The 25127-nt window shown below is 68.6% G+C and carries 23 protein-coding genes; 17 read left to right on the forward strand and 6 right to left on the reverse strand.

What is annotated here, in order from left to right; genetic code table 11:
- Positions 1-12: 12 nt before the first annotated feature.
- Genes ABFD52_01780 through ABFD52_01790 form a run of 3 tightly spaced genes read left to right on the forward strand, consistent with a single transcriptional unit; the run spans position 13 to position 1862 of the window.
- On the forward strand, positions 13-750 hold the full coding sequence (locus ABFD52_01780; protein ID MEN6559489.1) for a HesA/MoeB/ThiF family protein: 738 nt from the start codon (positions 13-15) through the stop codon (positions 748-750).
- Positions 747-1022, forward strand: coding sequence for a ubiquitin-like small modifier protein 1 (locus ABFD52_01785; GenBank protein MEN6559490.1), 276 nt, complete (start codon positions 747-749; stop codon positions 1020-1022). Before ABFD52_01780 ends, ABFD52_01785 begins: the two co-directional genes overlap by 4 nt.
- A gap of 15 nt (positions 1023-1037) precedes the next feature.
- Positions 1038-1862 carry a pyruvate, water dikinase regulatory protein gene (locus ABFD52_01790; GenBank protein MEN6559491.1) on the forward strand — a complete coding sequence of 275 codons (825 nt, stop codon included), beginning with the start codon at positions 1038-1040 and terminating at the stop codon, positions 1860-1862.
- 7 nt (positions 1863-1869) lie between these two features.
- Here ABFD52_01790 and ABFD52_01795 read toward each other — a convergent pair whose 3' ends face one another.
- Together ABFD52_01795 and ABFD52_01800 are read right to left on the reverse strand one after the other, a co-directional pair.
- The gene (locus ABFD52_01795; protein ID MEN6559492.1) at positions 1870-3057 is read right to left on the reverse strand and encodes a hypothetical protein; all 1188 of its coding nucleotides are present in this window, start codon (positions 3055-3057) and stop codon (positions 1870-1872) included.
- A gap of 12 nt (positions 3058-3069) precedes the next feature.
- The gene (locus ABFD52_01800; protein ID MEN6559493.1) at positions 3070-3798 is read right to left on the reverse strand and encodes a polyprenol monophosphomannose synthase; all 729 of its coding nucleotides are present in this window, start codon (positions 3796-3798) and stop codon (positions 3070-3072) included.
- Between the two features lie 163 nt (positions 3799-3961).
- On the opposite strand from ABFD52_01800, the gene ABFD52_01805 reads away from it, so the two are divergent.
- The 7 genes from ABFD52_01805 to ABFD52_01835 all read left to right on the forward strand — a co-directional run bounded on the left by ABFD52_01805 (position 3962) and on the right by ABFD52_01835 (position 10184).
- Entirely contained in the window at positions 3962-5302 is a 1341-nt protein-coding gene (locus tag ABFD52_01805) for a PAS domain-containing protein (protein MEN6559494.1), read from the forward strand.
- 174 nt (positions 5303-5476) lie between these two features.
- Positions 5477-5818 (forward strand): helix-turn-helix transcriptional regulator, encoded by a 342-nt coding sequence (locus ABFD52_01810; GenBank protein MEN6559495.1) that lies wholly within the window; start codon positions 5477-5479, stop codon positions 5816-5818.
- Positions 5815-6318: a hypothetical protein gene (locus ABFD52_01815; GenBank protein MEN6559496.1), complete on the forward strand. Its 504-nt coding sequence runs from the start codon at positions 5815-5817 to the stop codon at positions 6316-6318. The genes ABFD52_01810 and ABFD52_01815 overlap by 4 nt, the downstream gene beginning before the upstream one ends.
- Complete coding sequence (locus ABFD52_01820; protein MEN6559497.1) at positions 6305-6697, forward strand: hypothetical protein; 393 nt, start codon at positions 6305-6307, stop codon at positions 6695-6697. The genes ABFD52_01815 and ABFD52_01820 overlap by 14 nt, the downstream gene beginning before the upstream one ends.
- Positions 6698-6743: 46 nt before the next feature.
- Positions 6744-8435: a phosphatidylglycerol lysyltransferase domain-containing protein gene (locus ABFD52_01825; GenBank protein MEN6559498.1), complete on the forward strand. Its 1692-nt coding sequence runs from the start codon at positions 6744-6746 to the stop codon at positions 8433-8435.
- Positions 8428-9435 (forward strand): lysylphosphatidylglycerol synthase transmembrane domain-containing protein, encoded by a 1008-nt coding sequence (locus tag ABFD52_01830; GenBank protein ID MEN6559499.1) that lies wholly within the window; start codon positions 8428-8430, stop codon positions 9433-9435. Before ABFD52_01825 ends, ABFD52_01830 begins: the two co-directional genes overlap by 8 nt.
- Positions 9432-10184 carry an AcvB/VirJ family lysyl-phosphatidylglycerol hydrolase gene (locus tag ABFD52_01835; protein ID MEN6559500.1) on the forward strand — a complete coding sequence of 251 codons (753 nt, stop codon included), beginning with the start codon at positions 9432-9434 and terminating at the stop codon, positions 10182-10184. The genes ABFD52_01830 and ABFD52_01835 overlap by 4 nt, the downstream gene beginning before the upstream one ends.
- Before the next feature lie 7 nt (positions 10185-10191).
- Here ABFD52_01835 and ABFD52_01840 read toward each other — a convergent pair whose 3' ends face one another.
- Complete coding sequence (locus ABFD52_01840) at positions 10192-12183, reverse strand: sulfatase-like hydrolase/transferase (GenBank protein MEN6559501.1); 1992 nt, start codon at positions 12181-12183, stop codon at positions 10192-10194.
- Between the two features lie 106 nt (positions 12184-12289).
- Between ABFD52_01840 and menC the strand changes: the two genes are divergently transcribed.
- Positions 12290-13438, forward strand: coding sequence for an o-succinylbenzoate synthase (gene menC / locus ABFD52_01845; protein MEN6559502.1), 1149 nt, complete (start codon positions 12290-12292; stop codon positions 13436-13438).
- 3 nt (positions 13439-13441) lie between these two features.
- Here menC and ABFD52_01850 read toward each other — a convergent pair whose 3' ends face one another.
- Both ABFD52_01850 and ABFD52_01855 read right to left on the reverse strand, forming a co-directional pair.
- Complete coding sequence (locus tag ABFD52_01850) at positions 13442-14788, reverse strand: inositol-3-phosphate synthase (GenBank protein ID MEN6559503.1); 1347 nt, start codon at positions 14786-14788, stop codon at positions 13442-13444.
- Between the two features lie 18 nt (positions 14789-14806).
- Positions 14807-15502 (reverse strand): CDP-alcohol phosphatidyltransferase family protein, encoded by a 696-nt coding sequence (locus tag ABFD52_01855; protein ID MEN6559504.1) that lies wholly within the window; start codon positions 15500-15502, stop codon positions 14807-14809.
- Positions 15503-15618: 116 nt separating this feature from the next.
- Between ABFD52_01855 and ABFD52_01860 the strand changes: the two genes are divergently transcribed.
- From ABFD52_01860 to ABFD52_01885, 6 genes are all read left to right on the forward strand, one after another.
- Positions 15619-17427 carry a lysylphosphatidylglycerol synthase domain-containing protein gene (locus ABFD52_01860; protein ID MEN6559505.1) on the forward strand — a complete coding sequence of 603 codons (1809 nt, stop codon included), beginning with the start codon at positions 15619-15621 and terminating at the stop codon, positions 17425-17427.
- 86 nt (positions 17428-17513) lie between these two features.
- Positions 17514-18764, forward strand: a complete 1251-nt coding sequence (locus tag ABFD52_01865) for a hypothetical protein (GenBank protein ID MEN6559506.1) — start codon at positions 17514-17516, stop codon at positions 18762-18764.
- 102 nt (positions 18765-18866) lie between these two features.
- Positions 18867-20981, forward strand: a complete 2115-nt coding sequence (locus ABFD52_01870) for a M20/M25/M40 family metallo-hydrolase (protein MEN6559507.1) — start codon at positions 18867-18869, stop codon at positions 20979-20981.
- Between the two features lie 17 nt (positions 20982-20998).
- The gene (locus tag ABFD52_01875; protein ID MEN6559508.1) at positions 20999-22645 is read left to right on the forward strand and encodes a M20/M25/M40 family metallo-hydrolase; all 1647 of its coding nucleotides are present in this window, start codon (positions 20999-21001) and stop codon (positions 22643-22645) included.
- Positions 22646-22650: 5 nt separating this feature from the next.
- Positions 22651-23541, forward strand: coding sequence for a nitroreductase family protein (locus tag ABFD52_01880; protein MEN6559509.1), 891 nt, complete (start codon positions 22651-22653; stop codon positions 23539-23541).
- Complete coding sequence (locus ABFD52_01885; GenBank protein ID MEN6559510.1) at positions 23538-24629, forward strand: oxidoreductase; 1092 nt, start codon at positions 23538-23540, stop codon at positions 24627-24629. Before ABFD52_01880 ends, ABFD52_01885 begins: the two co-directional genes overlap by 4 nt.
- A gap of 19 nt (positions 24630-24648) precedes the next feature.
- Here ABFD52_01885 and ABFD52_01890 read toward each other — a convergent pair whose 3' ends face one another.
- Complete coding sequence (locus ABFD52_01890) at positions 24649-25122, reverse strand: TspO/MBR family protein (protein ID MEN6559511.1); 474 nt, start codon at positions 25120-25122, stop codon at positions 24649-24651.
- Positions 25123-25127: the final 5 nt, after the last annotated feature.

The raw sequence follows: 25127 nt of genomic DNA on the forward strand, positions 1-25127 counted from the left end.
AGGGAGCCGCGAATGATCACGCCGGAAGAGCTGGAGCGTTACGAACGCCAGATCAGGATCTTCGGCCGGGAGGGCCAGGAGCGGCTGAAGGCCGCCAGGGTTTTCGTCGCCGGGGCGGGCGGCCTCGGATCGGCCGTCTGCACCTACCTGGCGGCGGCCGGGATCGGGACGCTGAGGATCGTCGACGAGGGGTCGGTCGAGCGGAGCAACCTCAACCGGCAATTCCTGTTCGGCGACGCGGACATCGGGAAGGCGAAGGTCGAAGCCGCCGCCGCGCGCCTGGCCCAGGTCAACCCCCTCGTCCGGATCGAAGCCAGGCGCGGCTCCATCGAGGCTGGGACCGTCCTCGGGCTCCTGGGCGACTGCGCCATCATCATCGACGCCATGGACAACTATGCCGCCCGGTACGTCCTGAACGATGCCGCCTGGGCCAGGGGCATACCCTTCGTCCATGGGGCGATCGAGGGCTTCTACGGCCAGGTCACGACCTTCGTCCCGGGCCGGACGGCCTGCCTGAGGTGCCTCGTCCCGGTCCCGCCGCCGAGGCGGGCCGTTCCCGTCATCGGGACCTTCTGCGGCATCATCGGCGCGATCGAGGCCACCGAGGCCGTCAAGTTCTTCGTCGGCACGAGCCATCTGCTCGAGAACAAGCTCCTGATGCTGGACGGTCACCACGGCGTTGTCGAAGAGGTGGCCATCACCGGCGATCCGGCCTGCCGGGTCTGCGGGCGTCGAGGCCCGGGCCGATGAGGCTCAAGGTCCGCTTCTTCGCGACCATGCGGGAGGTCTTCCAGGCCCGCGAGATGGACGTCGAGATCGGGGCGGGGGCCACGGTCGCCGGCCTCCTGGACAGCCTTTGCACATCGGCCAGGAAAAGGGACGAGCTGTTCGAAGGCCGGGAGCTCAAGCCCTTCATCATCATCCTGAAGAACGGCCGTCACATCCAGCACCTGAACGGGCTGGCCACGGGCCTGGAGGACGGGGATGTCGTCTCCATCTTTCCCGCGGTGGCCGGGGGATAGCGGCCGGGCGGGACATTGAACACGATCTTCGTCGTTTCCGACGGAACGGGCCGCACGGCCGAGCGGGCCCTGAGCGCCGCGCTCGTCCAGTTCCCGGGCGCGCAGGTCGACATCGTCGTCCGGCCCAATGTCCGGACCGCCCGGAAGGCCCGCCGCGTCGTGACCGAGGCGGCCAGGGCCGGCGGGTTCATCGTCCACACGATCGTCACGGACGCTGTCCGGGAGGCCGTGGTCAACGCCGGCCGCGCCGGCAACGTGGAGACGATCGATCTCATGGGGCCGCTGATCGCCCGCCTGACCGCGACGCTGGCCGAGTCCCCGTCGGAGAAGCCGGGCCTGTTCAGCCAGCTGAACAAGTCCTATTTCCGGCGCATCGAGTCCGTGGACTTCGCCTTCCGTCACGACGACGGCCAGCGCATCGAGGACCTGCGCAAGGCCGAGCTCATCCTCCTCGGCGTCTCCCGGACGTTCAAGACCCCGCTCAGCGTCTATCTCGCCTTCAAAGGCTGGTTCGTGGCCAATGTCCCGTTCGTGATGCACCAGGAGCCGCCGGCCGTTCTGGCCAGGATCGCGGCGAACAAGGTCTTCTGCCTGGACACCAACGCCCGGCAGCTGGCCGAGCTTCGCCGGGTCAGGGACGAATACCTGAAGGGCGCGGCCAATGCCTACGCCGATCCGGAGCTCGTGCGCATCGAATTGATGCAGGCCCGCCAGTTCTACGCCCGGCATCCCGGCTGGGCGGTCGTCAACGTCACCAGCAAGCCGATCGAGGAGATCGCCGCCGAGATCCTGGCCATCCGCGGCCGGGCCGGGAAGGCCGGCCCGCACAACCAGCTCTAGCCCCGGCTTAGCCCTCTCCGGCCCCCGTTCCGGCGGCGCCGGCGGGAAGCGGCTCCTCCGTCGCCAGCCACCTCGAGGCGACGGCCAGATAGACGAGGATCGGCAGGTACTGCGGCTCCGGCGTCGGCGCGGCCAGCAGGAAGACGAAGCAGGCCGTCAGCATGGCTGAGACGAGGCGCAGCCGCGGAGCGGCCAGGACGGCCGCGACGACCGCGGCCGCGGCGGCGAAGGGATAGATCCCCTGGAGGCCGAGCGCGTTCAGCGGTCCCGACAGGACATTGGGGTAGAAGGTGGTCAGGGCGGCCCGCTCGTCGAGGTTGACGTTGAAGAGGATGGTGTTCCGGACGACGGCCATGATGCCGAACGGCGCCATGACGGCGGCCGCGGCCGCCGCCGCGATGGCCCCGCCGGCGGCGATGGGCCCGAGCGAGGCGGGCCGCTTCCGGTCGAACCGGTGCCAGTAGTACGCGGCCATGATGGGCATGATCAGGAACTTGGTCATCAGGCCGATCCCGAATACCACGGCGATCAGGACCGGCCGGACCTTGGCCGGCCTGGCGCGCTGACGGGCCATGAGCCAGATCAGGATCGCCGTGACGAGGAAGGTCATGGAAGGGTTGGTCTTGATCTCCCCGGCGAGGAAGATCGGAAAGAAGGCCGCCAGGCTCGCGGCCGGCACGCCCGGAAAGGCCGCCAGCAGGATCAGGCAGCAGGCGGCGTTGAGCGCCAGCATGATGCCGGTCAGGATGCCGCTGTCCCAGCGGCCGATGATCCGGTAAGCCAGGTAATAGGGGCCGATCTCGGCCGGCGGATAATTGAAGTTCCCGTAGGCGGGGAGGCCGCGCTCATCCCGGTGGAAGATCGTTCCGCAGGTGTACGGATTGCGGCCGCCGTCGAGGGCCTCGAAGACGGAGCGGTAGACGTCGACGATCTCGGCCCGGGGATCGATGCCCGCGACCTCGCGGACGCCCCAGCCGAGGCCGACGAGGAAGATCGCGGCCAGAACCACCTTGCGGCAGAGGAAACGGCGGGGGATCATGCAGAGCCCCCAGATCAGGATCAGGGCCAGCGACAGCTCGACGGCCAGGCCGTAACGATGGCCGTGCGGGACCGGCTTCAGGACCAACATGGCGATCGAAACCGCCAGGCAGAGCAGGAGGGCCGCCGGGACGAGGCCTTTCCTCGTGGCCTTCACGGGAACGGTCCTTCAGGCCGGCCGGAGCCGGCGGTGATGCCTGAGCCAGACGCTGGCGATGCCGGCGGCGGCCTGGACCTTGACCTTCAGGCTCATTTTAGACCGGCCGGCCCGGCGTTCGGAGAAACAGATGGGGACCTCGCCGATGGCCAGGCCCAGGCGCTCGCAGACATAGGTCATCTCGACCTGGAACAGATAGCCGTGGGAACGGATGCTCCCGAGATCGACGGCCTCGAGGGTCGATCGCTTCCAGGCCTTGAAACCGGCGGTGGCGTCGAGGGTCCTGAGCCCCAGGAGCGTCCGGGCATAGGCGTTGGCCGACCGGCTCAGCCTGGATCGGCCGGCGCTCCAATGGTCGTCCACGCGGCCGCCGGCGATGTAGCGGGAGCCGACCGCAACGTCGCAGTCGGCGAGCTTCGCCAGGAGGCGCGGCACGTCCGACGGGGAATGGGAGAAATCGGCGTCCATCTGCACGACGGCGTCGGCACCGTCGGCGAGGGCCTGGCGGAAGCCGTCGATATAGGCCAGGCCCAGGCCGCGCCCGCCCTGGCGGTGGAGGACCGACAGGCGGCCCGGTGATGCGGCAGCCAGCTTGTCCGCCAGGTCGCCCGTGCCGTCGGGCGAGCCGTCGTCGACGACGAGAAGACGCAGGCGCGGGACCGGCAGCGCGAGGAGGGCCGAGGTCAGGGCGGACAGGTTGCGGGCCTCATTGTATGTGGGGACTACGATGATCGTATTCATTGATGCCGCTCCCCCCGGGAATTATACAGGATTGTCCGGTCCGGGGCCATTCGCTTCGATCCCGGATGGCCGCCCGGCCGGGAGAGGCGCGGCGGCTCCCCCGGCCGTCATTGACAATAGGCCTCCCGAGGGCTATTCATCTAATACGAGGGGAAGGTGGTCCATGCTTGATCCGCACGGGGGGCGGCGACGTCCGGCCGAGCCGGCCAGCGTCCGGAAAGAGATCCACCGGCCGCAGAGCTTGGTGAAGACGGAGGGGGGCGAGATCCGGGACCTCAGCAAGGAAGCGGAGGCGGAGATCGCCCGGTTCAAGCAGTACGAGCAGTCGCTGCTCGAGGCCGCCGGGATCTGGTTCGAGGCCTACGACGGGAACGGCCGGCTGGTCGTCTGGAACTCGGCGGCCGAGGACATCTCGGGCTATGCGCGGGAGGAGGTCCTGGGGAGCCGCAGGAACCTGGACCTGCTCTATCCGGTTCCATCGCGCCGGAGGGCGATCGCGGACCTGATCTTCGGGAAGAGGACCGGGCGGGCGCCGGTCCGCTTCGAATCGGAGATCGCGGCCAAGGGCGGAGAGACCAAGGTCTTCAGCTGGTACGCCAGCCGCCTCTGCGGCGACTGGGGACAGCCGCTCGGCACGATCGTACTGGGCCTGGATATCAGCGAGCGGAGGCGGGCGGAAGCCCGCGCCAAGAAGACCCGGGAGATCGTCCAGGCGCTGTTCGACGCGATGGCCGAACTGATCTTCATCACGGATACGAAGGGCTTCATCCTGGCGAGCAACGCCGTCGCGGCCAGGCGCTTGAGGGCTCAGCGATTGGCGGGCCGGCGGATCTTCGATGCCCTGCCGGGCCACCCGCGTATCGGGGTGCTCCAGGCCCATTTCCGGAAAGCCCTGCGCACCGGCCGGCCCGTCCGCTTCGAGGACAGCTATCTCGGGCTGCGATTCGAGACCACGATCTACCCGATCAGGCCGGCCGACCGGGGGATCGAGCAGGTCGCGGTCTGCGCCGTCGACGTGACGGCGGAGAAGATCGCCGAGGCCAGGCTGAGCCAGCAGAAGGCCTTGCTCGAGGAGAAGAACGTCGCGCTACGCGAGATGATCCGCCAGGTCGAAGGGGAGAAATCGCGGATCGAAGAGCGGGTCGTCAAGAACGTCCACCGGCTCCTGCTGCCCCTGGTCGCCAAGCTGAAGGCCAAGGGCAGCAGGATCGACCGGACCTACGTAGGCCTGCTCGAAAAGGCCCTCCGGGAGCTGGCCGACGTGCGCAGCGAAATCCTCGGGGCGAGCGACCTGAGGCTGACCCAGAAGGAGATCGAGGTCGCGAACATGATCGAGAGCGGGCTGACGTCCAAGGAGATCGGACGGCTCCTCGACATCTCCCCCAGGACCGTCGAGATCCATCGGGGCAACCTCCGCCGGAAGCTTGGCCTGTCCGGCCGGCGGCAGAGCCTACCGGCGGCCCTGCGCCGGCTGCTGAAGAGCCCGCGGGCTAAATACGTATAAAGGCTACGTATTTCCTAGGCGTTCAATAGGGGTTGAGAAAACCGGCGGAGACGTCTACACTCCGCGATGTTCGTTATAAGGCGGACTTTCAGTCTTAAGTGTATTAATAGCCCGTCGCGGGCCCGTTCCGCTTGCTTTTTCGGAGAGGCCTGATTAATACAACGTGGAGTGACCATGGCCGAAGACAAAACGATCACCAGCGAAGCCTATCTCAAGGTGATCAGCCAGAACGTCCGGCGCCTGCGGGGCGCGATGAGCCAGGCGGAGTTCGCCCAAAAGGCGGGGATCTCGAGCTCGACCGTGCATCGGATCGAGAGCCGCAAGAACTTCAACGTCGACAGCCTGCTCAAGATCGCCGTCGCCTGCGGGCTCTATCCCTACGAGATCTGCATGAGCGAAGGCGACCGGCGGCGCATCCAAACCGACCCCGGCGTCCTGATGGGGTCTTTGAGAGAAAGCCTCAAGAAGGAGATCCTCGCGGAATTGAAAAGGGATTCACCTTCCGGGGCCAGATGAGCATCCCCGATTTCCTGGCCGCGGCCGCGGACCTTCATCTGTCCCTTTCGGCGTTGTGCGACACCCTGGCGGGATTGTCCCGAGACATGCCGGCGGCCGGGCCGCTCCGGGCTTTGTCGCGGGAGAAGGCCCGTCAGGCCAACGCTCTTCGCCGGGCCAACCGGGACCGCGGCACGCTGGCCTCCTTGATCACGGGGGTCCAGGTCGATGGCGACGCGGTCCGGCGCGGGATCGAGGGGGCCGAGACGCTCCGTCGAACGCTCCTCGGCGGCCGGGCCTCGCTCGCGGCCGGGCTCCGGGGGCTGTCCGCCCTTGAACGCGATCTGGCGGCGATCCTGGCGGCGGCGCCGGACTTCGCCGATATCTCCTTGAACAGGGCCATCCTCAACGTCCGGAAGAAGGGGCAAGCCCATATTGCGCTTCTGCAGGGGCTCGTCGACGGGCCGGGAGAAGGCGGCCCCGGAGCTGAGGCGCCGGGAGGACCGAATGAAGGATCTTGAGACGGAATACTGGCTCCATCATCAGATCTCCGAGTTCAAGGCCCGGGCCTGGAGGCAGGCGCTCGAACAGCTGAAGTTCTATCTGGACCTCCTGAGCATCCGGATCGTCGAACGCTCCGGCCCGGAGAGCGTCTGGATAGAGCTGTTCAAGCAGGCGCGGCCGTATTTCTCGCTCGAATTCCGGTTCGAAGTCTCCCGTCCCGGCGACGACGGCCGCTCCCCGCACGTCAGGCCGCGGGTCGCGTTTCACATGCAGAACATGGAAATGATCTCTCTCGAGAAGAGGTTCCCCGCCCTGGATCGGGAGCTGGCCCTGATCGAGAGCCGTGATATCTACGACGTCGTCGAAAGCCTCGTGCGGTTCTATCGCGAGGCCTGACCGTCCTGTCGTTGACTCCCTTTCGCCGGGCCACTATACTCGTGATATGAAGGCCGGGAGGGGGCTTCCGGATCTCTCCGGGCGCGGGACCCGCCGGCTCCTGGTCAGGATCGCCGGGCTCGTCACCCTGGGGAGCGGCGTTGTCAACATAGTCTCGGCGGCCGGAAAGAGCCTCCCGGCGCGCGTGGCCGTCCTGAAGGACGTCTTCCCCCTCGAGTTCCTGCACGTCGCCCGCTTCCTCTCCCTGCTCATCGGCATCTCCCTGGCCGTCTCGTCGCTGAACATCTTCAAGAGAAAGAAGCGGGCCTATATCCTGGTGATGGTCCTCTCGGCGCTGTCCATCATCTTCCACCTGACCAAGGGCCTGGATTACGAGGAGGCGATCGGCTCCCTCGCTCTCATGGCGATCCTCTTTCTGGCCCGGAGGAATTTCACGGTCAAGAGCGTCGTCCCGGACGTCCGGTCGACGGCGGCCCGGCTGGGGACCGCCCTGGCCGCGACCCTCCTCTACGGGACGGCCGGCTTCTGGCTCCTGGACAAGCGCGATTTCGGCGTCGACTTCAACGTCGCGGACGGCATCCGCCAAACCCTCGCCGCTCTTGTCTTCAACAAGGACCCGTCCCTGGTCCCGCGGACGCGCTTCGCGGCCTGGTTCCTGGATTCGCTCGATCTCATCGCCGTCGCGGCCGTCCTCTATGCCCTGTATTCCCTGTTCCGGCCCGTTTATTACCGGTTGAGGACCCTGCCCCAAGAGCGGAGCCGGGCGGCCGGGATCCTCGAGGCCCACGGCAAGTCCTCCCTCGATCCCTTCAAGCTGGCGGCCGACAAATCGTATTTCTTCTCCGCCTCCGGCCGGTCCTTCCTGGCCTACCGGATGGCCGGGACATTCGCCGTCGTCCTGGCCGATCCCGCCGGTCCCGACGACGAGATCGGGGAGATTATCCGCGCGTTCAGGGACCTTTGCGGGGAGAACGACTGGCGGCTGGCCTTCTACCAGGTCCTGCCGGACTTCCTGCCCCTCTACCGGGCCGCGGGCTTCAAGAAGATGAAGGTCGGCGACGACGCGATCGTCGAGCTGGCCGAGTTCAACCTGGAGGGCAAGCGGATGAAGCACATCCGCCACGCCGTGAACCAGCTCGACAAGACCGGGATCAGCGCGGTCCGCTACGATCCCCCCGTCGCCGACGGGGTCCTGGCGGGGATCCGGGAGGTCTCGGACGACTGGCTGGGCATCCCCGGACGGCGGGAACGCGGCTTCACGGTCGGCGTCTTCTCCGAGGAGGACATCCGCCGGACGCCCGTCTTCGCCGCGGTCCAACCGGACGGGCGCATCCTGGCCTTCATGAACATCATCCGCTCCTACGCCCCCGGCGAGACGACCATCGACCTGATGCGGCACCGCCGCGACGCCCCGGCCGGCGTCATGGACTTCCTGTTCGTCCGTCTCTTCGAGGCGCAGAAGGCCCGGGGCTTCACCCGGTTCAGCCTCGGCCTGGCCCCCATGTCGGGCTTCCGCGAAGGCGAGGACGCCGGGGCGGAGGAGCGGGCCGTCCAGTACTTCCTGCAGCGTTCGAATTTCCTGTTCAGCTACAGCGGCCTCCTGGAATACAAGGCCAAGTTCGCGACCCGGTGGGAGCCCCGCTACGCGATCTACCGCAACGTCCTCGAGCTGCCCCGCTTCGCGGTCGCGCTGATCGGGGTCTCGGGGCTGAAGGACGAGGGGGCCGGCGGTGATTAGCGCGAGAGTCTCCCGGGTCCTGCGCCAGGCGGCCGCCTACATCATCGCCGCGGCCTGCCTGGTCTGGGTCTTCCACGACGTCGACGCGTCCAGATTCCTGGCCAGCGTCACGGGGCTCGACTGGGGCTGGGTCGCCCTGGCCGTCGTCCTCGATACCGTGAGCTACGTCTGCCAGGGGATCCGCTGGCGGCTCCTGCTCGGGCCGCTAGGCCGGATCTCCTCCCTGCGGGCCACCGAGGCGGTCTATTCCGGCCTGTTCGTCAACGAGGTCCTGCCGTTCCATCTGGGGGAGGTCGCCCGGGCCTACCCGGTCTCGCGCTGGCTGAGCGCGCCGTTCGTCGCCGTCATACCCTCGATGGCCCTGGAGCGGCTCTTCGACGGCATCTGGCTGGCGGCCGGGATCGGGATCACGGCCGTCTTCGTCCCGCTCCCCCGCGATCTCGTCCGGGCCGGCGACATCTTCGGCCTGGCCATCCTGGCCCTGACCGCGCTCTTCCTCTTCCTGCTGTTCCGGAAAGCGCGCCAGGCTCGGGCCGGCGCACCGGACCGGGCCCGGCGCCCGGGGCCGGTCCGGTGGATCGCCGGGAACGTCCGGGCGATCGAGACCGGGCTCCGTTCGATCGGCCTCTCTCGGTCCTCGATCGCGGCCTTCTTCCTGTCCTTCCTCCTCGTGGCGCTTCAGGCCCTGTCCTTCTGGCTGATCATGGCGGCGGCCGGCTTCGGCCTGTCGTTCCTGATGGGCACGGCCGTCTTCCTCATCGTCCGGTTCGGGACCGTCCTGCCCGGCGCCCCCGGCAACCTTGGCCTCTACCAGGTGTTCTGCGTGCTCGGATTGGGCCTGTTCGGGGTGGACAAATCGGCCGCCGCGGGCTTTTCGGTCGTGGTCTTCGTCCTGCTTTCCGTCCCTCTGTGGGTGCTCGGGTTCTTGGCCCTGGGCCGCACGGGGATGACCTTCGCCGCGATCAGGTCCAAGATGGGCGAAGAGGAGGGGTCCGCATGAGCCGGAACCGATTCGCGGCCGCCGTTCTCCTGGCCGGCTGGATCATCATGCCCGGGCCTGTCGCGGCCGCCGGATCGAGCGGCCCGGCCGGACAGGCCCTGACAGCTCCCGCGGCCCAGCGCCTCGACGACCTGCCGCTCGTCGAGGTGCCGGCCCAGGGCGGCGGGCGCGGCCTCCTGGCGGTCATGCTCACGGGGGACGGCGGCTGGGCGGTCGCCGACAAGGGTCTGGCGAAGGATCTGGCGGCAGCCGGCATCCCGGTCGTCGGCTTCAACTCGCTCAAGTACTTCTGGAAGCAGCGGACGCCCGAGGAAGCCGCGGCGGACCTGCAGCGCGTCCTCGAGCGCTACCTGCCGGCCTGGGGCAAGAAACAGGCCATCCTGATCGGCTATTCCCTCGGCGCGGACGTCCTGCCCTTCATGATGAACAGGATGTCCGAGGACGTCCAGGCCGAGGTCCGAATGGTCGTCCTCATGAGCGCGAGCCGGAGCGCCGAGTTCGAGTTCCACGTCCTCGACTGGCTGGGCCGGTCGGGAGGGAAGCGGTCCCTGCCGACCATCCCCGAGATCGGGCGGATCAGGCCCGGCGTCGCGGTTCTCTGCGTCCACGGCGAGAAAGACAGCGGTGCGATCTGCGGCGAGCTCGATCCGGGCCGGGTCCGGTCGGCGGCCATCCCCGGCGGCCACCGCGTCGGCGGCGGCTACGGGCCGGTCGCAGCGGCCATCCTGGCCGCGCTCGACGAGCGCTGAGCGGCGGCTAGCGGGCCCGGGCCCTGGCCGCGTACTCCCGCGACCTGGCCTCGTCGCCGACCCGCCGGTAGAGCTCGGCCAGAAGGCCCCAGCCGAGCGCCCGGCCCTCCGGGTCGAGATCGAGGTCGAGAGCCTTGAGGGTCAGGCCGATGGCCTCGTCATAGCGCTCGCCGCGGACGAGGTCGATCCGGGCCGCGTAGAGGTAGGGCAGGGCGAACTTCGGATCGACCTCCAGGCACTTGGCGAGAGCCTGCCTGGCCTTCTCGAGCTCCCCGACCGTCTGATACACCCGGGCCAGGTTGTAGAAGGCCTTGATGTGCCCCGGCGTCGTCTCGGTCTCGCGGATATATTCGGCCTCCGCCTCGGCCGGCCGGCCCTGCTTCTCGGCGATCCAGCCGAGCTTGTAGTGGGCGTTCATCAGCGCCGGGTTGAGGTCGAGGGCCCGGCGCAGGCTTTCCCCGGCCCGGACGAGGTCGTTCCTGGCGATGTAGCAGGCCCCGAGGATGTCGTAGGCGGCGGAAGTCCCTTCGGGGTCCCGGGCGACGATCTCCCCGACGGCCCGGATCGCGCCGTCGGCGTCGCCGCCGGCCTCCATCTCCCTGGCCCGGGCCAGATCGTTGTAGACGCCGATCCTGTCCTTCGGGTCGGGCAGGGTCTTGCCCCTGAGCCCGGCCGGGTCGGCGAACGATCCGACGTAGCCGAGGGCGGCCAGCTTTTCCCGCGTCTCGGCGTCGACGCCGGCCGCGGCGGCGTCGATCGCGCCGCGGCTCGAGTCGCGGATGAGCGCCTCGGCCGCGGCCCGCAGCTCCGCCGCTTCGCCCGGCCGCGCGCCGGCCAAGTTCGTCCTCTCGCCCGGGTCGGCGTCGAGATCGTAGAGCTCGGGAACCGGCGCCAGGATGATCTTGCGTCGGCCGTCCAGGACCGTCCGCAGCTCCGACCAGCCGTAGTGGAAGCGGGGATAATAGGTCTCGCTGTAGACGGGCCGGGGCCGCGGCGCGGCCCGGCCGAGGAGCGCCGGCAAAAGGCTCGAGCCCTGCACTTCGGCCGGGACGCGGAGGCCGGCCAGCCCGGCGACCGTAGGCAGGACGTCGACCAGCCCGACCGCGCCGGGAACGATCCTGCCCCGGAACTCCGGGAAGGGCGCGGCGACGATGAGCGGGACGCGGATGGCCGCGTCGTAGACGAAGAAGCCGTGCGTCCGCTCCCCGTGTTCGCCCAGGCTCTCGCCGTGGTCGCCGGCGATCACGACGAGCGATCTCCCCAGCAGCCCGTTCGCCTCGAGCGTGCGCCAGAGCCGCCCGAGCTGGGCATCGACGAAGGCGATCGCGCCGAAATACAGCCGGCCGGCGTATTCGCGGTCATACGGCGGCGGGGGCTGGTAAGGCGCGTGCGGGTCGTAGATGTGGATCCAGGCGAAGAACTTCTTGCCCTTGCGAGACTCGATCCAGGGCAGGGCGGCGTCCAGGACCTCGTTGGCGGGACGCCGGACCGTGTCGAACGAGGCGGCCGCGAACCTGCTCAGCGCGAAATCGTCGAAGTAGGTCCCGAAGCCCTGGTTCAGGCCCCACTTCGAATCGAGCACCCAGGCTCCGAGAAAGGCCCCTGTCTCGTAGCCCTTCTCCCGGAAGAGCTCGGCCATCGTCGCCAGCTTCTGCGGCACGAGGAAGCTGCCGTTGTCGCGGACGCCGTGATAGAGCGGCAGCGTGCCGGTCATGAGCGTGACGTGGGAGGGGAGGGTCAGGGGCGTCTGGGCGTAGCATCGCTCGAACCGGGCGCCGCGGGCGGCGAACCGGTCGAGAACCGGGGTCCGGACATCCCGGCCCCCGTAGCAGGACAGGGTGTCGGCCCGGGTCGTGTCGAGGGTCACGAGGATGACGTTGAGATCGCGGGACGTTCCGGCGGGATCGAAGGCCGGCGGCCGGCGGAGGAGCAGGAGGGCGGCCCCGGCCGCGGCGATGACGCCGGCCGCGGCGACGATCGAACGAGCGTGGCCCTTCATTTTCCCGGGGAGATTCTACCATAAAATCACGGCTGGACGGCGTCCCGGGCGCCGCGCTATACTCGGACGGTCCGCGATCATGAAGTCAGGTCCTACGGAGGTGCCCATGCCCGAGACCGGATCGCCCGTCGCCGCCCTGGAGCGCCTGCCCGTTCCGAAGATCGATCACGCGGACCTGGTCACCGTCAAGCTGCCGTTCGTGGCCCCGTTCGGGACGAGCGTCTACACCTGGACGGCCAAGGAGGCGATGCTCCTGCGCCTCGAGGCGGACGGCTTCACCGCCTGGAGCGAATGCGTCTCCGATCCCGACCCGTACTACTTCTACGAGACGAACGGGACGGCCCGCCACATCATCCGGGATTTCCTCCTGCCGCTCGTCGAGCCGGGCCTGACGCTCGGCCAGCTTCAAGCAAAGTTCGGCCATGTCCGGGGCCACGGCATGGCCAAGGCCACGATCGAGAACGGGCTGCTCATCCTGATCGCCCTGCGGCAGGGGCTGCCGCTTCACGCCCTCCTGGGCCGGCCGGCCGCCAGGATCATGTCGGGCCTGAGCATCGGTCTCAAGGAAACGCCAGGCCAGCTCCTGGAGGCCGTCGAGCGGGCCGCGGCCAGGGGCTACCACCGGATCAAGATGAAGATCAGGAAGGGCCAGGACGTCGACTGGGTCCGGGCCGTGCGCCGGCGCTTCCCCGCGATCCGGCTGATGGCCGACGCCAACGGCGACTACACGCTGGCCGACACGGACCTGCTGCGGCGGCTCGACGAGTTCGGCCTGATGATGATCGAGCAGCCCCTGTCCTACAGCGATATCTACGAGCACTCGCTCCTGCAGAAGGAGCTGAAGACGGCCGTCTGCCTCGACGAGTCCATCCACTCCCTGGCCGACGCGGCCGCGGCCCTGGCCCTCGGCGCCTGCCGCGTCATCAACATCAAGCAGGGCCGGGTCGGCGGCCTGATGGAGTCGATGAGGATCGCGAGCTACTGCGCCGAGCGCGGCGTCCCGGTCTGGTCCGGCGGCATGGACGAGACGGGCGTCGGCCGGGCCGTCAACATCCACCTTCAGACGGCCGAGGGCTTCACCCTGCCGGGCGACACCTCGGAGACGAGCAACTACTTCGAACGCGACATCGCCGAGCCGCCGGTCGTCCTCGAGGCTGACGGGTTCATCGCCATCCCGCCCGGGCCGGGCCTGGGCGTCCGGGTCGTCCCCGAGCGCGTCCTCGAGCGGGCCGTCCGCTGGGAGCGGCTGCGCTGAACCCTACTTCCCGCCGTTCTTCTCGAGGTCGTAGTAGTAATCGAGCCCGGTGTGGTGGATGAGGTCCTCGCGCATGAGGTAGCGCAGGGTGTTCATCAGCTTGTCCCGCTGGACGAAGAGATCGTTCTCGGGATAGAGGCCTTCCGGGACGATCGGGCTCTTGAAGTAGAAGGACAGCCACTCCTGGATGCCGTACATCCCGGCCCGCGAGGCCAGGTCGGTGAACAGGATGAGGTCGAGGACGACGGGCGCGGCCAGGATGGAATCGCGGCAGAGGAAGTTGACCTTGATCTGCATCGGGTAGTCCATCCAGCCGAAGATGTCGATGTTGTCCCACGACTCCTTGTTGTCGCCGCGCGGCGGATAGTAGTTGATCCGGATCTTGTGGTAGAGGTCGCCGTAGAGCTCGGGGTAGAGGTCCGGCCGGATGATGGTGTCGAGGACGCCGAGCTTGGAGATCTCCTTGGAGCGGAACGACTCGGGATCGTCCAGGACCTCGCCGTCACGGTTGCCGAGGATGTTGGTCGAGAACCAGCCCGAGATGCCCAGACCCCGGGCCGCGAAGCCGGGCGCCAGGATGGTCTTCATCAGGGTCTGGCCCGTCTTGAAGTCCTTGCCGCAGATGGGCACGCGGTTCTCGGCGGCCAGCTCGAGGAGGGCCGGGCAGTCCGTGGTGACGTGGGGGGCGCCGTTGATGTAGGGGATCTTCATCTTCAGCGCGGCGTAGGCGTAGATCTGGCTGGGGCTGATGTCGGGGGAGCTGGCCTCGAGCCCGGCCTCGAAGGCCTTGACCGAGGCGTGGCAGGCCTGGGGCTCCCGGTAGGCCTCGGTCGAGGCCGTCCAGCACATGACCAGGCGGTCGGCCTTGCGGCTGGTCCGGAAATCGTCGATGTCCTTCATCAGCATCTCGGCCAGGGCCCGCTTCGACGCGGCTTTCTTGACGTGCTTGCCGTCCAGGTTGCGGACGTATCTCCGGTCGAACACGGCGGGCATCGGCCGGATGGCCTCGAGCTCGTCCCGGACCGCCTCGATATGCTCGGGCTTGAGGACCTTGGCCTTGCGGGCGGCCTCGTAGGCGGTATCGGGGAAGCAGTCCCAGCCGCCGAAGACCATGTCGGCCGGGGCGGCCAGGGGGATGAAGTCCTTGACCGGCACGACCCGTTTCTCGGTCCGCTTGCCCAGGCGGATCTTGCCCATCTGGGTCAGCGAGCCGATGGGCCGGGCCAGGCCCCGGCGGTGGGAGAACAGTCCGGTCATCAGCGTCGAGGACACGGCCCCGATGCCGGGAATCAGCACGCCGAGTGTGCCGCGGGCCGGAACGATATCCGAGCCTCTCAAGATCTCTGACATTTCGAGCTCCTTTCGCGGTCAGGCCGCGGGCGGAGGGGTCTCCTCCGGACGCTTGAAGATCCAGAAACGGATGAAGCGATATATCATGTTGGGGACGGGAACGCAGATCAGGATGGTGATGACCAGGTCCAGACGGTTGATGAGCGAAAAGACCAGTATGCCGAGGTAGACGAGGCCGCGGAAGTCGCCGCTGGCGCCCGACCCGGACCTGAGCCCCCGGAATTCCCGCTCGAGATAATATTGAAGGACCTGGAGCATGTAGGCGGCCAGCCCGAACAGGCTGACGATGAAGAAGCCGAGCCGGCCGGATTGCAGGTAGTAGCCCGTGGCCATGGCCCCCATGACGCAGAAATCGGTCAGGCGGTCGAGATAGAGGTCGAGATAGGCGCCGAAGCGCGTGCACATGTTGCGCGAGCGGGCCAGCATGCCGTCGGCGCCGTCGAGCAGGGTGCTGGCGTAGATGGCCAGGCCGGCGATGACGAAGCTGCGGCGGGTCCCTCCCAGGAAGAAGCCGGCCCCGGCCAGTCCCAGGATGAAGGCGGCCACCGTCAGTTGGTTGGGCCGGAGCTTCAGCCGCACGGCGGCCCGGACGATCAGGGAAGCTATGGGCCGGTTGATTAGCCGGTCGAGCTGGACGATCTTGGGGAAACGGGCGAGCAGGGGAGTCTTCAGCGAACCCTCGAAGTCGAAATCCTCGTTCACGGTATCGGGCATTGAAAAATTATAACACCCGCCCCGGGGAATATCAAACGGGCCGAGGGCCTTGCCGGCTCGGCGGGCCTGTCCTATAATGGACGCTCGATCCGGCCCGCAGCGGCCTGTATCGATCCATGAAAAACAAGAATATCAGTCATTTAGGGGCAGAAGCCGCTGGCCGGAAGGCGGACGCCGGGACGGCCGCGAGCTGCGTCATCATCGCCGCCGGCCGCGGCAGCCGGCTGGCCGGCCGGGCGCCGAGCAAGCCGCTGCTCGAGATCGCCGGAAAGGCCCTCATCGACCGGGCTATCGAGGCCGCCCGGACCGCGGGGATCAGCCGGTTCGTCGTCGTCACCGGCTACGCCGGCGACGACGTCGAGCGCCATCTCCGGGCCCGGGCGGAGGCGGAAGGCCTCTCGATCGCCACCGTCCGCAATGACGAGTGGGAAAAGGAGAACGGGCTCTCGGTCCTCAAGGCCAGGCCCCTGGCCGGGGACCGGTTCCTGCTGGTCATGGCCGACCACCTTTTCGACCCGGCCCTGCTCGAGGGGCTGCGGCGCCGGCCGATCGCCGGGGACGAGGTCATCCTGGCGGTGGACGCCCGGACCGGGGCGAATCCCTATGTCGACCTGGCGGACGTCACCCGGGTCCGGGTCGTCGACGGGCGCATCGCCGCCATCGGCAAGAACATCCCCGAGTACGACGTCTTCGATACGGGCGCCTTTCTCTGCACCCCGGCCCTGTTCGAGGCGCTCGAGACGAGCCAGGCCCGGGGCGATTATTCCCTGTCCGGCGGCATCCGCGTTCTGGCCGAGCGTGGCAAGGCCCTGGCCTGGGACACGGGCGGGCTCTTCTGGCTCGATGTCGATGACGAACCTGCCCTGGCCAAGGCCGAGCAGGCCATTGCCGCGGGGCTCGCCGGCCCGGCGGCCCGCCGCCCGGCCGGGTGGCTCCGGAAGCGGCTTCGCCCGCTGCTCAGCGGGGCCGGGCTGTTGCTGCTCGTCTTCCTGGTGATGAAGATCGGGGCCGGCGCGATCCTCCGGCAGATGACCCGCTTCGGGCCCTGGTTCCTGTTCATCACTGGCCTCGCTTTCCTGTGGATCTTCCTCCAGGCCTGCGCCTGGTCCATCATCCAGGCTTCCCATTTCCGGCGGGTCCCGCTCCTGCAGCTCTTCCGGACCAAGATCATCAGCGACTCCCTGAACACGCTGCTGCCTTCGGCCAACATCGGCGGCGACGCCGCGCGGGCCTTCCTGATCAAGTCGCACGCCCCGCTGAAGGAAGGCATCCCGGGCGTGCTGGTCGACAAGACGGTCGAAGCCTTCGCCGCGGCCCTCTTCCTGGCCACCGGGTTCCTCCTCGGCCTGACCGTGGTGCGGCTGCCGGCATGGATGGAGATCGTGGCCGCGATCTGCCTGGCCGGCACGGTGGCCGGCATCGCCCTGTTCATCGTCCTCCAGCTGAAGGGCGCGCTCTGGACCATCGACCGGGTGGCCCGGATCTTCCCCAGCGTCCGGCGGCTGGCGGCGGGCCGCGAGCACCATATCCGCGATCTTGACGAGAACATCGGCACTGTCTACAAGCACCTGGACTTCCGGACCGTGGCGGCGACGGCGCTCCATTACATCGCCCGGGCCCTGGGGGCGGTCGAGGTTTACACGATCATGAAGGTCCTGGGCGCCCCGCTATCGGCCGTCCAGGCCCTGTTCGCCTCGGCCGGCGTGACCATCATCAACACGGCCTTCTTCATCGTTCCCGGCCAGTTCGGGGTGCAGGAAAGCGCCCATATCCTGGTCGTCCGGATCCTGGGCTTCCCGGCGGCGCTGGGCCTGAGCCTCGGCGTCATCCGCCGCATCCGCAAGCTGGCCACGTCCGCCGTGGGGCTCGTCCTCTACGCGACGCACCCGAAGCCGCCGGCGCCCCCGAACGGCCGGCCGGGCTGACCTTCGGCCGCCGGCCCCGGGCCGCCCTCAGGCGTTGACAGGGCCGCCGGCCCGAAATATCATCGGCGGGAGGAGATCCCGAAACCATGACCAATACCCGTTCCCTCGCCTTGAAAGCCGGGCTGATCGCGGCTGCGATAGCGCTGCTGGCCCCGTCCTCCGCGCCCTGCACGCTGGCCCTCGTCTCCGGCCGGGCCACGGCCAACGGCCGCCCGCTGATGTGGAAGAACCGCGACACGTCTGCCACGAACAACAAGCTGGCCTTCTTCAAGGGGCCGAAGTACGGCTTCATCGCCGTCGTCAACGCCGAGGACGCCGCTCCGGCGGCCGAGGTCTGGGGCGGCCAGAACGCCGCGGGCTTCGCCATCATGAACTCCCAGGCCGACGACCTCGGCGACGCCGCGAAGAAGGTCGACGGCGGGGGGAACGGCGCTTTCATGAAGCTGGCCCTGGGCGAGTGCGCCACGATCGGCGACTTCGAATCCCTGCTCGTCCGGGAGAAGGGGAAGTGGAACGTGGCCGCGAACTTCGGGGTCATCGACGCCGAGGGCGGCGCCTGCTTCTTCGAAACGGGGCGGGATTCGTTCGTCAAGTTCGACGCCCGCGACCCCAGGGTCGCCCCCTTCGGGACCATCGTCCGGACGAACTTCGCCTTCACCGCACCCGATCTGATGCGGGGCGGCGGCTTCGACCGCTTCGAGCGCATAGGCCATCTCGTCGAGGCGGCCCGGGCCCAGGGTCGCCTCGACGCCCGCTTCATCCTGCGCCAGGCCGCGCGCGACCTCGTCCACGAAAAGCTCCATTCGAACCCCCTGTCCCGGCCGCTGCCGGACGACCCGGCCGCGCCGCTCTATGTCCACACCAACGACACCATCAACCGCAACACCAGCGTTTCGGCCATGGTCTTCGAGGGCGCCCCGTCGCGCGACCGGGCCGACCTGGCGACCATGTGGGTGCTCCTCGGCCAGCCCGTGACCGGCGTCGCGGTGCCCGTCTGGCCGGCCTCGGGCGGCGTCCCGTCCGTGACGGCCGGCCCGGGGACGGCGCCCCTGAACGACGCCGCCCTGGCCATCGCCGCCTACCTCTACCCCGACCGGCGCGGCCGGATGTTCCAGTATCTTGACGTCACCCGGCTGCGGACCTACGGTGGCGACGGCGTCCTGCCCAAGCTCTTCCGGATCGAGGACCGGGCCCTGGAGCGGACGGCCGCGAAATGGGCCGAATGGGCGGCCAAGAAGCCGGCGCCCGCGGCCATGGCGGAATTCCAGGAAGCGCTGGCCTCCGAAGCGTACGAGTCGATGAAAAAGGAATTCGCCGATATCGTCCCGCGGCGGTAATAGGCCGCCGGCGGCCCGGCGAGCCCGGGGCCGCGGGGGCTTTCCTTGACAGGCTTTCCCCGGCGAGACTATCATTCCGCTCTTATCAATGGAGGAGGCCACATGAACAGACGCGCCATTCGATCGGCCCTCGCCGCCGCCCTGCTGATCCTGGTCGCGGCCTCGATCGCCGCGGCCGGCCCGGTGAAAGCCAAGCCCGCCGTCGATCCCGTCGTCCAGAAGATCATCGAGCTCGGCACGACCGACAACCGGGTCATGCTCTGGAACGACTACGCCAGCAACCGCTTCGGCGGCCGCGAGACGGGCACGAACGCCTACAACGACGCGGCCGAATGGGCGGTCTGGCAATTCCGCCAGTGGGGCCTCCAGGCCGAGCTCGAGCCGGCCGGCGAGGTGCCGGTCGGCTTCAATCGCGGTCCCTGGTTCGGCAAGATGATCGCGCCCGTCGAGAAAGGCCTCTATTTCGGGACCCCCAGCTTCACGGCGGGGACCAGGGGCGTCGAGCGCGGACCGGTCGTCATCCTGAAGGCCGATCCGTTCTCGATACCCGGGCGGAACGCCAAGCCCGAGGACGTCGAGAAGAAGCGGGCGGCCGTCGAGGCCGGCATCGCCGAGGTCCGGGCCAACGCGGCCGCGTTCAAGGGCGCCTGGGTCCTCATCCCGGGAGAGAACAGCGGCTTCGCCCGCGACGGCCGCAAGGGCACGCCCGAATACGCCGACTCCCAGCTCATCCCGAAGCTCACGTCCGCTCTCGTCGAGGCGGGGGCCCGCGGCACCATCCAGTCGTCGAAGACCGACCCGTTCCGGATGCTCGACGGCCATGTCGACTCCTGGGACAAGCTGCCGGTCCTGCCCGACATCAAGCTGGCCGAGGGCCAGTACAACGAGATCAAGGGCCTGGTCGAGAAGGGCGGGAAGGTCGAGCTCCAGTTCGACATCCGGAACTGGTTCAAGATGGGCCCGGTCAAGTTCCACAACGTCGTCGCGACCCTGCGGGGCTCCGAATCCCCCGACGAATGCGTCGTTCTGGGCGGGCATTTCGATTGCTTCAGCTCCGCGACCGGGGCCGTCGACGACGGCTCGGGCTTCGCCCCGGCCATGGAGGCCGTCCGGCTGATCGCCGCGGCTGGCGGGCGGCCCAAGCGCTCGATCGCCGTCATCCTCTTCGCCGCCGAGGAGCAGGGCCTGGTCGGCTCCCAGGCCTGGCTGAAGAGCCATCCCGGCGTTGCCTCCAAGATCATGATGATGATCAACCGGGACGGCAGCCCCAGCGCCATCACCGGGGCTTCCGTGCCCGAGACCTGGTTCGCCGACTTCCAGAAGATCAGCGCGCCTCTCGCCGGGCTCGATCCGAGGTGGCCCTTCAAGCTCGAGCGCGGCGTGCCGCGCGCCCACGCCACCAGCCCGGGCGGGACGGACTCCTCCGCGTTCGAGATGGAGAGCGTCCCGACGCTCCGCTTCCTGACGCAGTCGGACTACAATTACAACCACGCCTGGCACACCCTGGACGACCTGTACGGCGAGCTGGTGCCGTACACGGACCAGCAGCGTCACTCCGCGCTGGTCACCGCCGTCGTGGCCTACGGCGCGGCCAACCTGGACCGGCCGCTGCCGGCGGCGGGCGTCTATCTGGCCGACGGCCTGTACGCCGATATCGCCATCGGCGCGGCGGAAGCGCCCGTCCACATCATGGTCAGCCTCGATTTCGCCAGCGCCCCGCTCCAGACGGCCGGCTTCGTCCGCGTCGTCGAAAGCAAGGGCGGAGCCCAGCGCGGTCCTGGCGGCGGATTCGGGCCTGGGCCCGGGCCGGGCCCGCGGCCCGGCGGCCCCATGGGCCCCGGCCAGCGTCCGGAGATGCCGCCGATCGGCAAGGTCGATGTCCGCGACGGCGTCATCGCCGGGATCATCGACTCCGACCCCCAAAAGCCGGCGGCGGTCCCGGCGCCGCCCCTGACGCCGAACGCCTCGATCAGGAACGACGCGGCGGGCGTGCTCGACGTCACCGGCCCGAACGCGTTCTGCCTGACGCTGAGGAAGAAGGCCGGCCTGGACCGGACGGCCACGGCCATCGGCCGGACGGTCGCCGGGCTCGATCTTCTCAAGACCGTGAAGAAGGGCGACGCTATACGGAGCATCCGCATCGTCCGGGTCGGTCCGGCCGCCCGCGATTTCAAGACGGACGACGAGGCGTTCAAGAAACTCCTCGAATCCCATTGAGAAAGGAAACTCGACCCATGAATCGGTTCCGGTTCGGCTATCCCGTCGTCCTTGCTTTATTACTGGTTTCGCTGGCCGCCCATGGCCAGGTCCGTCCTGCCGACGCCGGGGATCCGGCCACGCTCAACCGCATCTGGCTCGAGGGGACCAACAACTCCCGGATCATGGAAGATATGAGCTGGCTCACGGACGTCTTCGGCCCGCGGATCCCCGGTTCGCCGGCCTACGACAAGGCCGCCGCCTGGGCGGTCCAGAGGTTCAAGGACATGGGCCTCGGCAACGCGGCCATCGAGCCGGCCGGGGAGCTCGGCCTGGGCTGGTCGTACGAGTACGTCTCGGCCCACATGACCGCCCCTTCCTACATGCCGATCGTGGCCTACCCACGCCCTTGGACAGGGAGCACCAATGGGAAGATCACGGGGAGCCCGATCCTCGCGCCCATTTTGTCCAAAGCCGACATGGAGAAATACCAGGGCAAGCTCAGGGGGGCGATCGTCCTGCTCAAGGATCCGCGGCCGGTCCATCCCAATTTCAGCGCCCCGGCCTCGCGGCTGGACGACAAGGGCCTCAAGGAGCTCGAGGAAACGCCTATACCCGTCAAGCCGGCCAAGCCGGGCGTGCCCGAAGCCGATGGCCTGAAATGGGAAGAGCTCGAGGAGTTCTTCAAGGCCGAGCAGGTCGGCTGTCTGGTCGAACCTTCGAGCGGCAGCCGGGCCGATTTCGGCACCGTCAAGGTCGATGCTTACGGCGGCAACGGCAAGGACTACCTGCTGCGCGGCCAGAGCCCCCGGATCATCGTCGAGACGGAACAATACAACCGGATCTGCCGCATCCTGGACCTCAAGGTCCCGGTGACGCTCGAGATCGAGGTCCGGACATCGATCCAGGACAAGGACACGCAGGGATATAACGTCACGGCCGAAATCCCCGGCACGGACAAGAAGGACGAGCTGGTCATGCTTGGCGGCCACCTCGACTCCTGGACGGGCGGGACGGGGGCCGTGGACGATGCTTCCGGCTGCGCCGTGGCCATGGAAGCGATGCGCATCCTCAAGGCCCTGGGGGTCAAACCCCGCCGGACCATCCGGGCGGCCTTCTGGACAGGGGAGGAGGAAGGCTTTTACGGCTCGCGCGGCTATGTCGCCCGCCACTTCGGGGACACCGATAAACAGAGCCTTGGCAAGATGAACTTCGACGAGCTCGAAAAGAACTGGCGTAATCCTCTCGGCGATTCAACCAAGCTCCTTGCCAAGCCCGATTACGCCAAGATCTCGGGCTACTTCAACTACGACAATGGCTCGGGCCGGATCCGAGGCGTCTACCTCCAGGAGAATTTTGCCGTCCGGCCGATCTTCGAGGAATGGATGAAGCCGCTCAAGGACCTAGGCGTGACGGCCATCGCCCTGCAGAACACCGAGGGCACGGACCACCTGCCGTTCGACTATATCGGCATCCCCGGCTTCCAGTTCATCCAGGACCCGCTCGACTACTTTCCCGGCCTCCATCACACGAACCAGGACGTCTACGACCATGCCGTCGCCGAGGACCTTATCCAGTCGGCCGTGGTCATGGCCTACTTCGTCTACCAGACGGCCATGCGGGACGAGATGCTGCCTCGCAAGCCCCTCCCGATCCCGGTGGAGATGACGGGAAGAACCAGATAGCTCGCATGGACAAGCCGCCTCTCGAGGTCATGCGGGCCCGCTATTCGTGCCGGGCCTATCTTCCAAAGCCCCTGGATGACTGGACCCAGGCCGGGCTCCGGGCGCGGCTGGAGGGCCTGCGGGCCGGCCCTTTCGGCGGCCGGGTCCGCTTCCTCCTGGCCGCTGCCGCGGCCGGCGACGAGCGGGAGATCAAGGGGCTGGGCACCTACGGCAATATCCGCAACCCCCAGGCCTTCATCATCGGCGCCGTCGGGTCGGGAACCGGGGACCTGGAGGATTTCGGCTATCTCATGGAGAAGGCGGTCCTGGCGGCCGTCGATCTGGGGCTGGCCACGTGCTGGCTCGGCGGCGGCTTCCGGCAGAGCCGCTTCGCCGCGAAGATCGGGGTGGCCGGGAACGAGACGGTTCCGGCGGTCGTGTCGGTCGGGTATCCAGCGGACGCCAGCCATCCGGGAGGGCTGCAGGGCTTCTTTTCCGGGCGGACGTCCCGGTTGGCGCCCGACAAGCTTTTCTTCTCGCCGGATTTCGGCCGGCCCCTCGGACCCGGCGAAGGCGGCCCGCTCGGCCCGGCGCTCGAGGCCGTGCGCTGGGGCCCGTCGGCTTCGAACAAGCAGCCCTGGCGCATCGTCCGCGCCGGCCGGCTGTGGCACTTCTATCTCCAGAGGACCAAGGGCTACGGCAACGGGCTGCTGAACAGGATCATGGGAACGGCCGACCTGCAGCGGGTCGACCTGGGGATCGCGATGAGCCACTTCGAGCTGGCCGCCCGCGAGCTGGGCGCGGTCGGGACATGGCTTTCCGCCGATCCCGGCCTGGCGCTGCCCGACGATCTGACCGGCTACACGGCGACGTGGCGCGAAGCCGTCCCGGCCGGCCCGGAAAGCGAGGGGCGATGAAGATCCGCCCGGGACGCGTCCGGATGCCGCGGGCCCTGGTCGCGGCGGGGATCCTGTCGGTGACGGCCATGGCCTGCGCCAAGCCGCCCGCGCCGGGCCCCCGCGCGGATCAAGCGGTTTCCTGGGTCGTCCAGGCGAGCGGCGCCGCGGCGAACCTGCGCGGCGTTTCGGCCGTGGACGACCGGACGGCCTGGGCCAGCGGTTCGAACGGCACGGTCCTCCGGACGCTCGACGGAGGGGCGACTTGGGCCCTCATCCCGGTCCCGGGCGCGGAGAAGACGGATTTCCGCGACATCGAGGCCTTCGGGCCCGACGAGGCGGTCGTCATGGGCGTCGACCGCCCGGCCCGGATATACAGGACGACGGACGGGGGCGGGACCTGGGCCTTGGCTTATTTCGACGACACGCCCGGGATCTTCCTGGACGGCCTGGCCTTCTTTGACGAGAGGAACGGCCTGGCCGTCGGCGATCCGATGGACGGGCGCTTTTTCATCATCACGACGGCGGACGGCGGGGCCGCCTGGACGCCCCTGCCGGCGGATTCGCGGCCGGCCGCCCGCGAGGGAGAAGCCGCCTTCGCCGCTTCAGGGACGAGCCTGGCTGTTTGGGGCCGGGACCGGATCTGGCTCGGCACCGGAGGGTCCGCCGCCCGCGTCTGGCGGTCGGAGGACGCGGGGCTCCATTGGGAAGCCGTCCCCTCGGGCCTTCTCGAAGGCGGCGCGTCGGCCGGAAGCTTTTCCGTCGCTTTCCTCGACGGCCGGTCGGGCATCGCCGTCGGCGGCGATTATCGGGCCGAGACCGCGGCCTCCGGGAACGCGGCGACCTCCGCCGACGGCGGCCGGACATGGGTCCCGCTCTGGGAGGGGCGGCCCGGCGGCTTCCGCGAAGCCGCGGCCTTCGTCCCCGGCGCGAGGCCGCCCGTCGCGGTCGCGGTCGGGCCTTCCGGCTCGGATCTCTCGCGCGACCTGGGGCGGACGTGGACGCCGATCGACGGCCCCGCGGGGTTCCACTCCCTCTCCTTCGCCAAGAAAGGGCGGGCCGGCTGGGCGGTCGGCCGGAACGGCCTGATCGCCAAGCTGAGATCCTGACCGGCGGCGGCCGCGGGGCTCAGCGGTTGAGGACGTAGATCGCGGCGTTCAAGACCGCGGCGAAGCCGACCCACAGGAAGTAGGGCACGAGGAGATAGCCGGCGGCCCTAGAGATCCTATGAAAGCGCGGGATCAGGCCCAGGATCACGACGAGCAGCGCCACGATGATGATGAAGGCCCCCAGGATGCGGCGGGCGCCGAAGAACATGACCGACCAGAGGACGTTGAGGCCGAGCTGGGCGGCGAAGGCGAAGAGCGCCTGTCTGACCTCGGGCCGCTCGGTTCCCCTGACGTAGACGAGCCACGCGGCGATCCCCATCAGGGCATAGAGCGCGATCCAGACCGGCCCGAAGATCCAGTTGGGTGGATTGAACGACGGCTTGGCCAGCCCGGCGTACCAGCCGGGGATGGCCGGCCTCGTGAACAGCGAGCCGGCGACTCCCGCCAGCTCGCAGATGACGACGAACACTGCGATCCCGACGATCCTTCTCATCCGGC

This window comes from Acidobacteriota bacterium (assembly GCA_039683095.1).
Taxonomy (GTDB): Bacteria; Acidobacteriota; Aminicenantia; order Aminicenantales; family Saccharicenantaceae; genus RBG-16-66-30.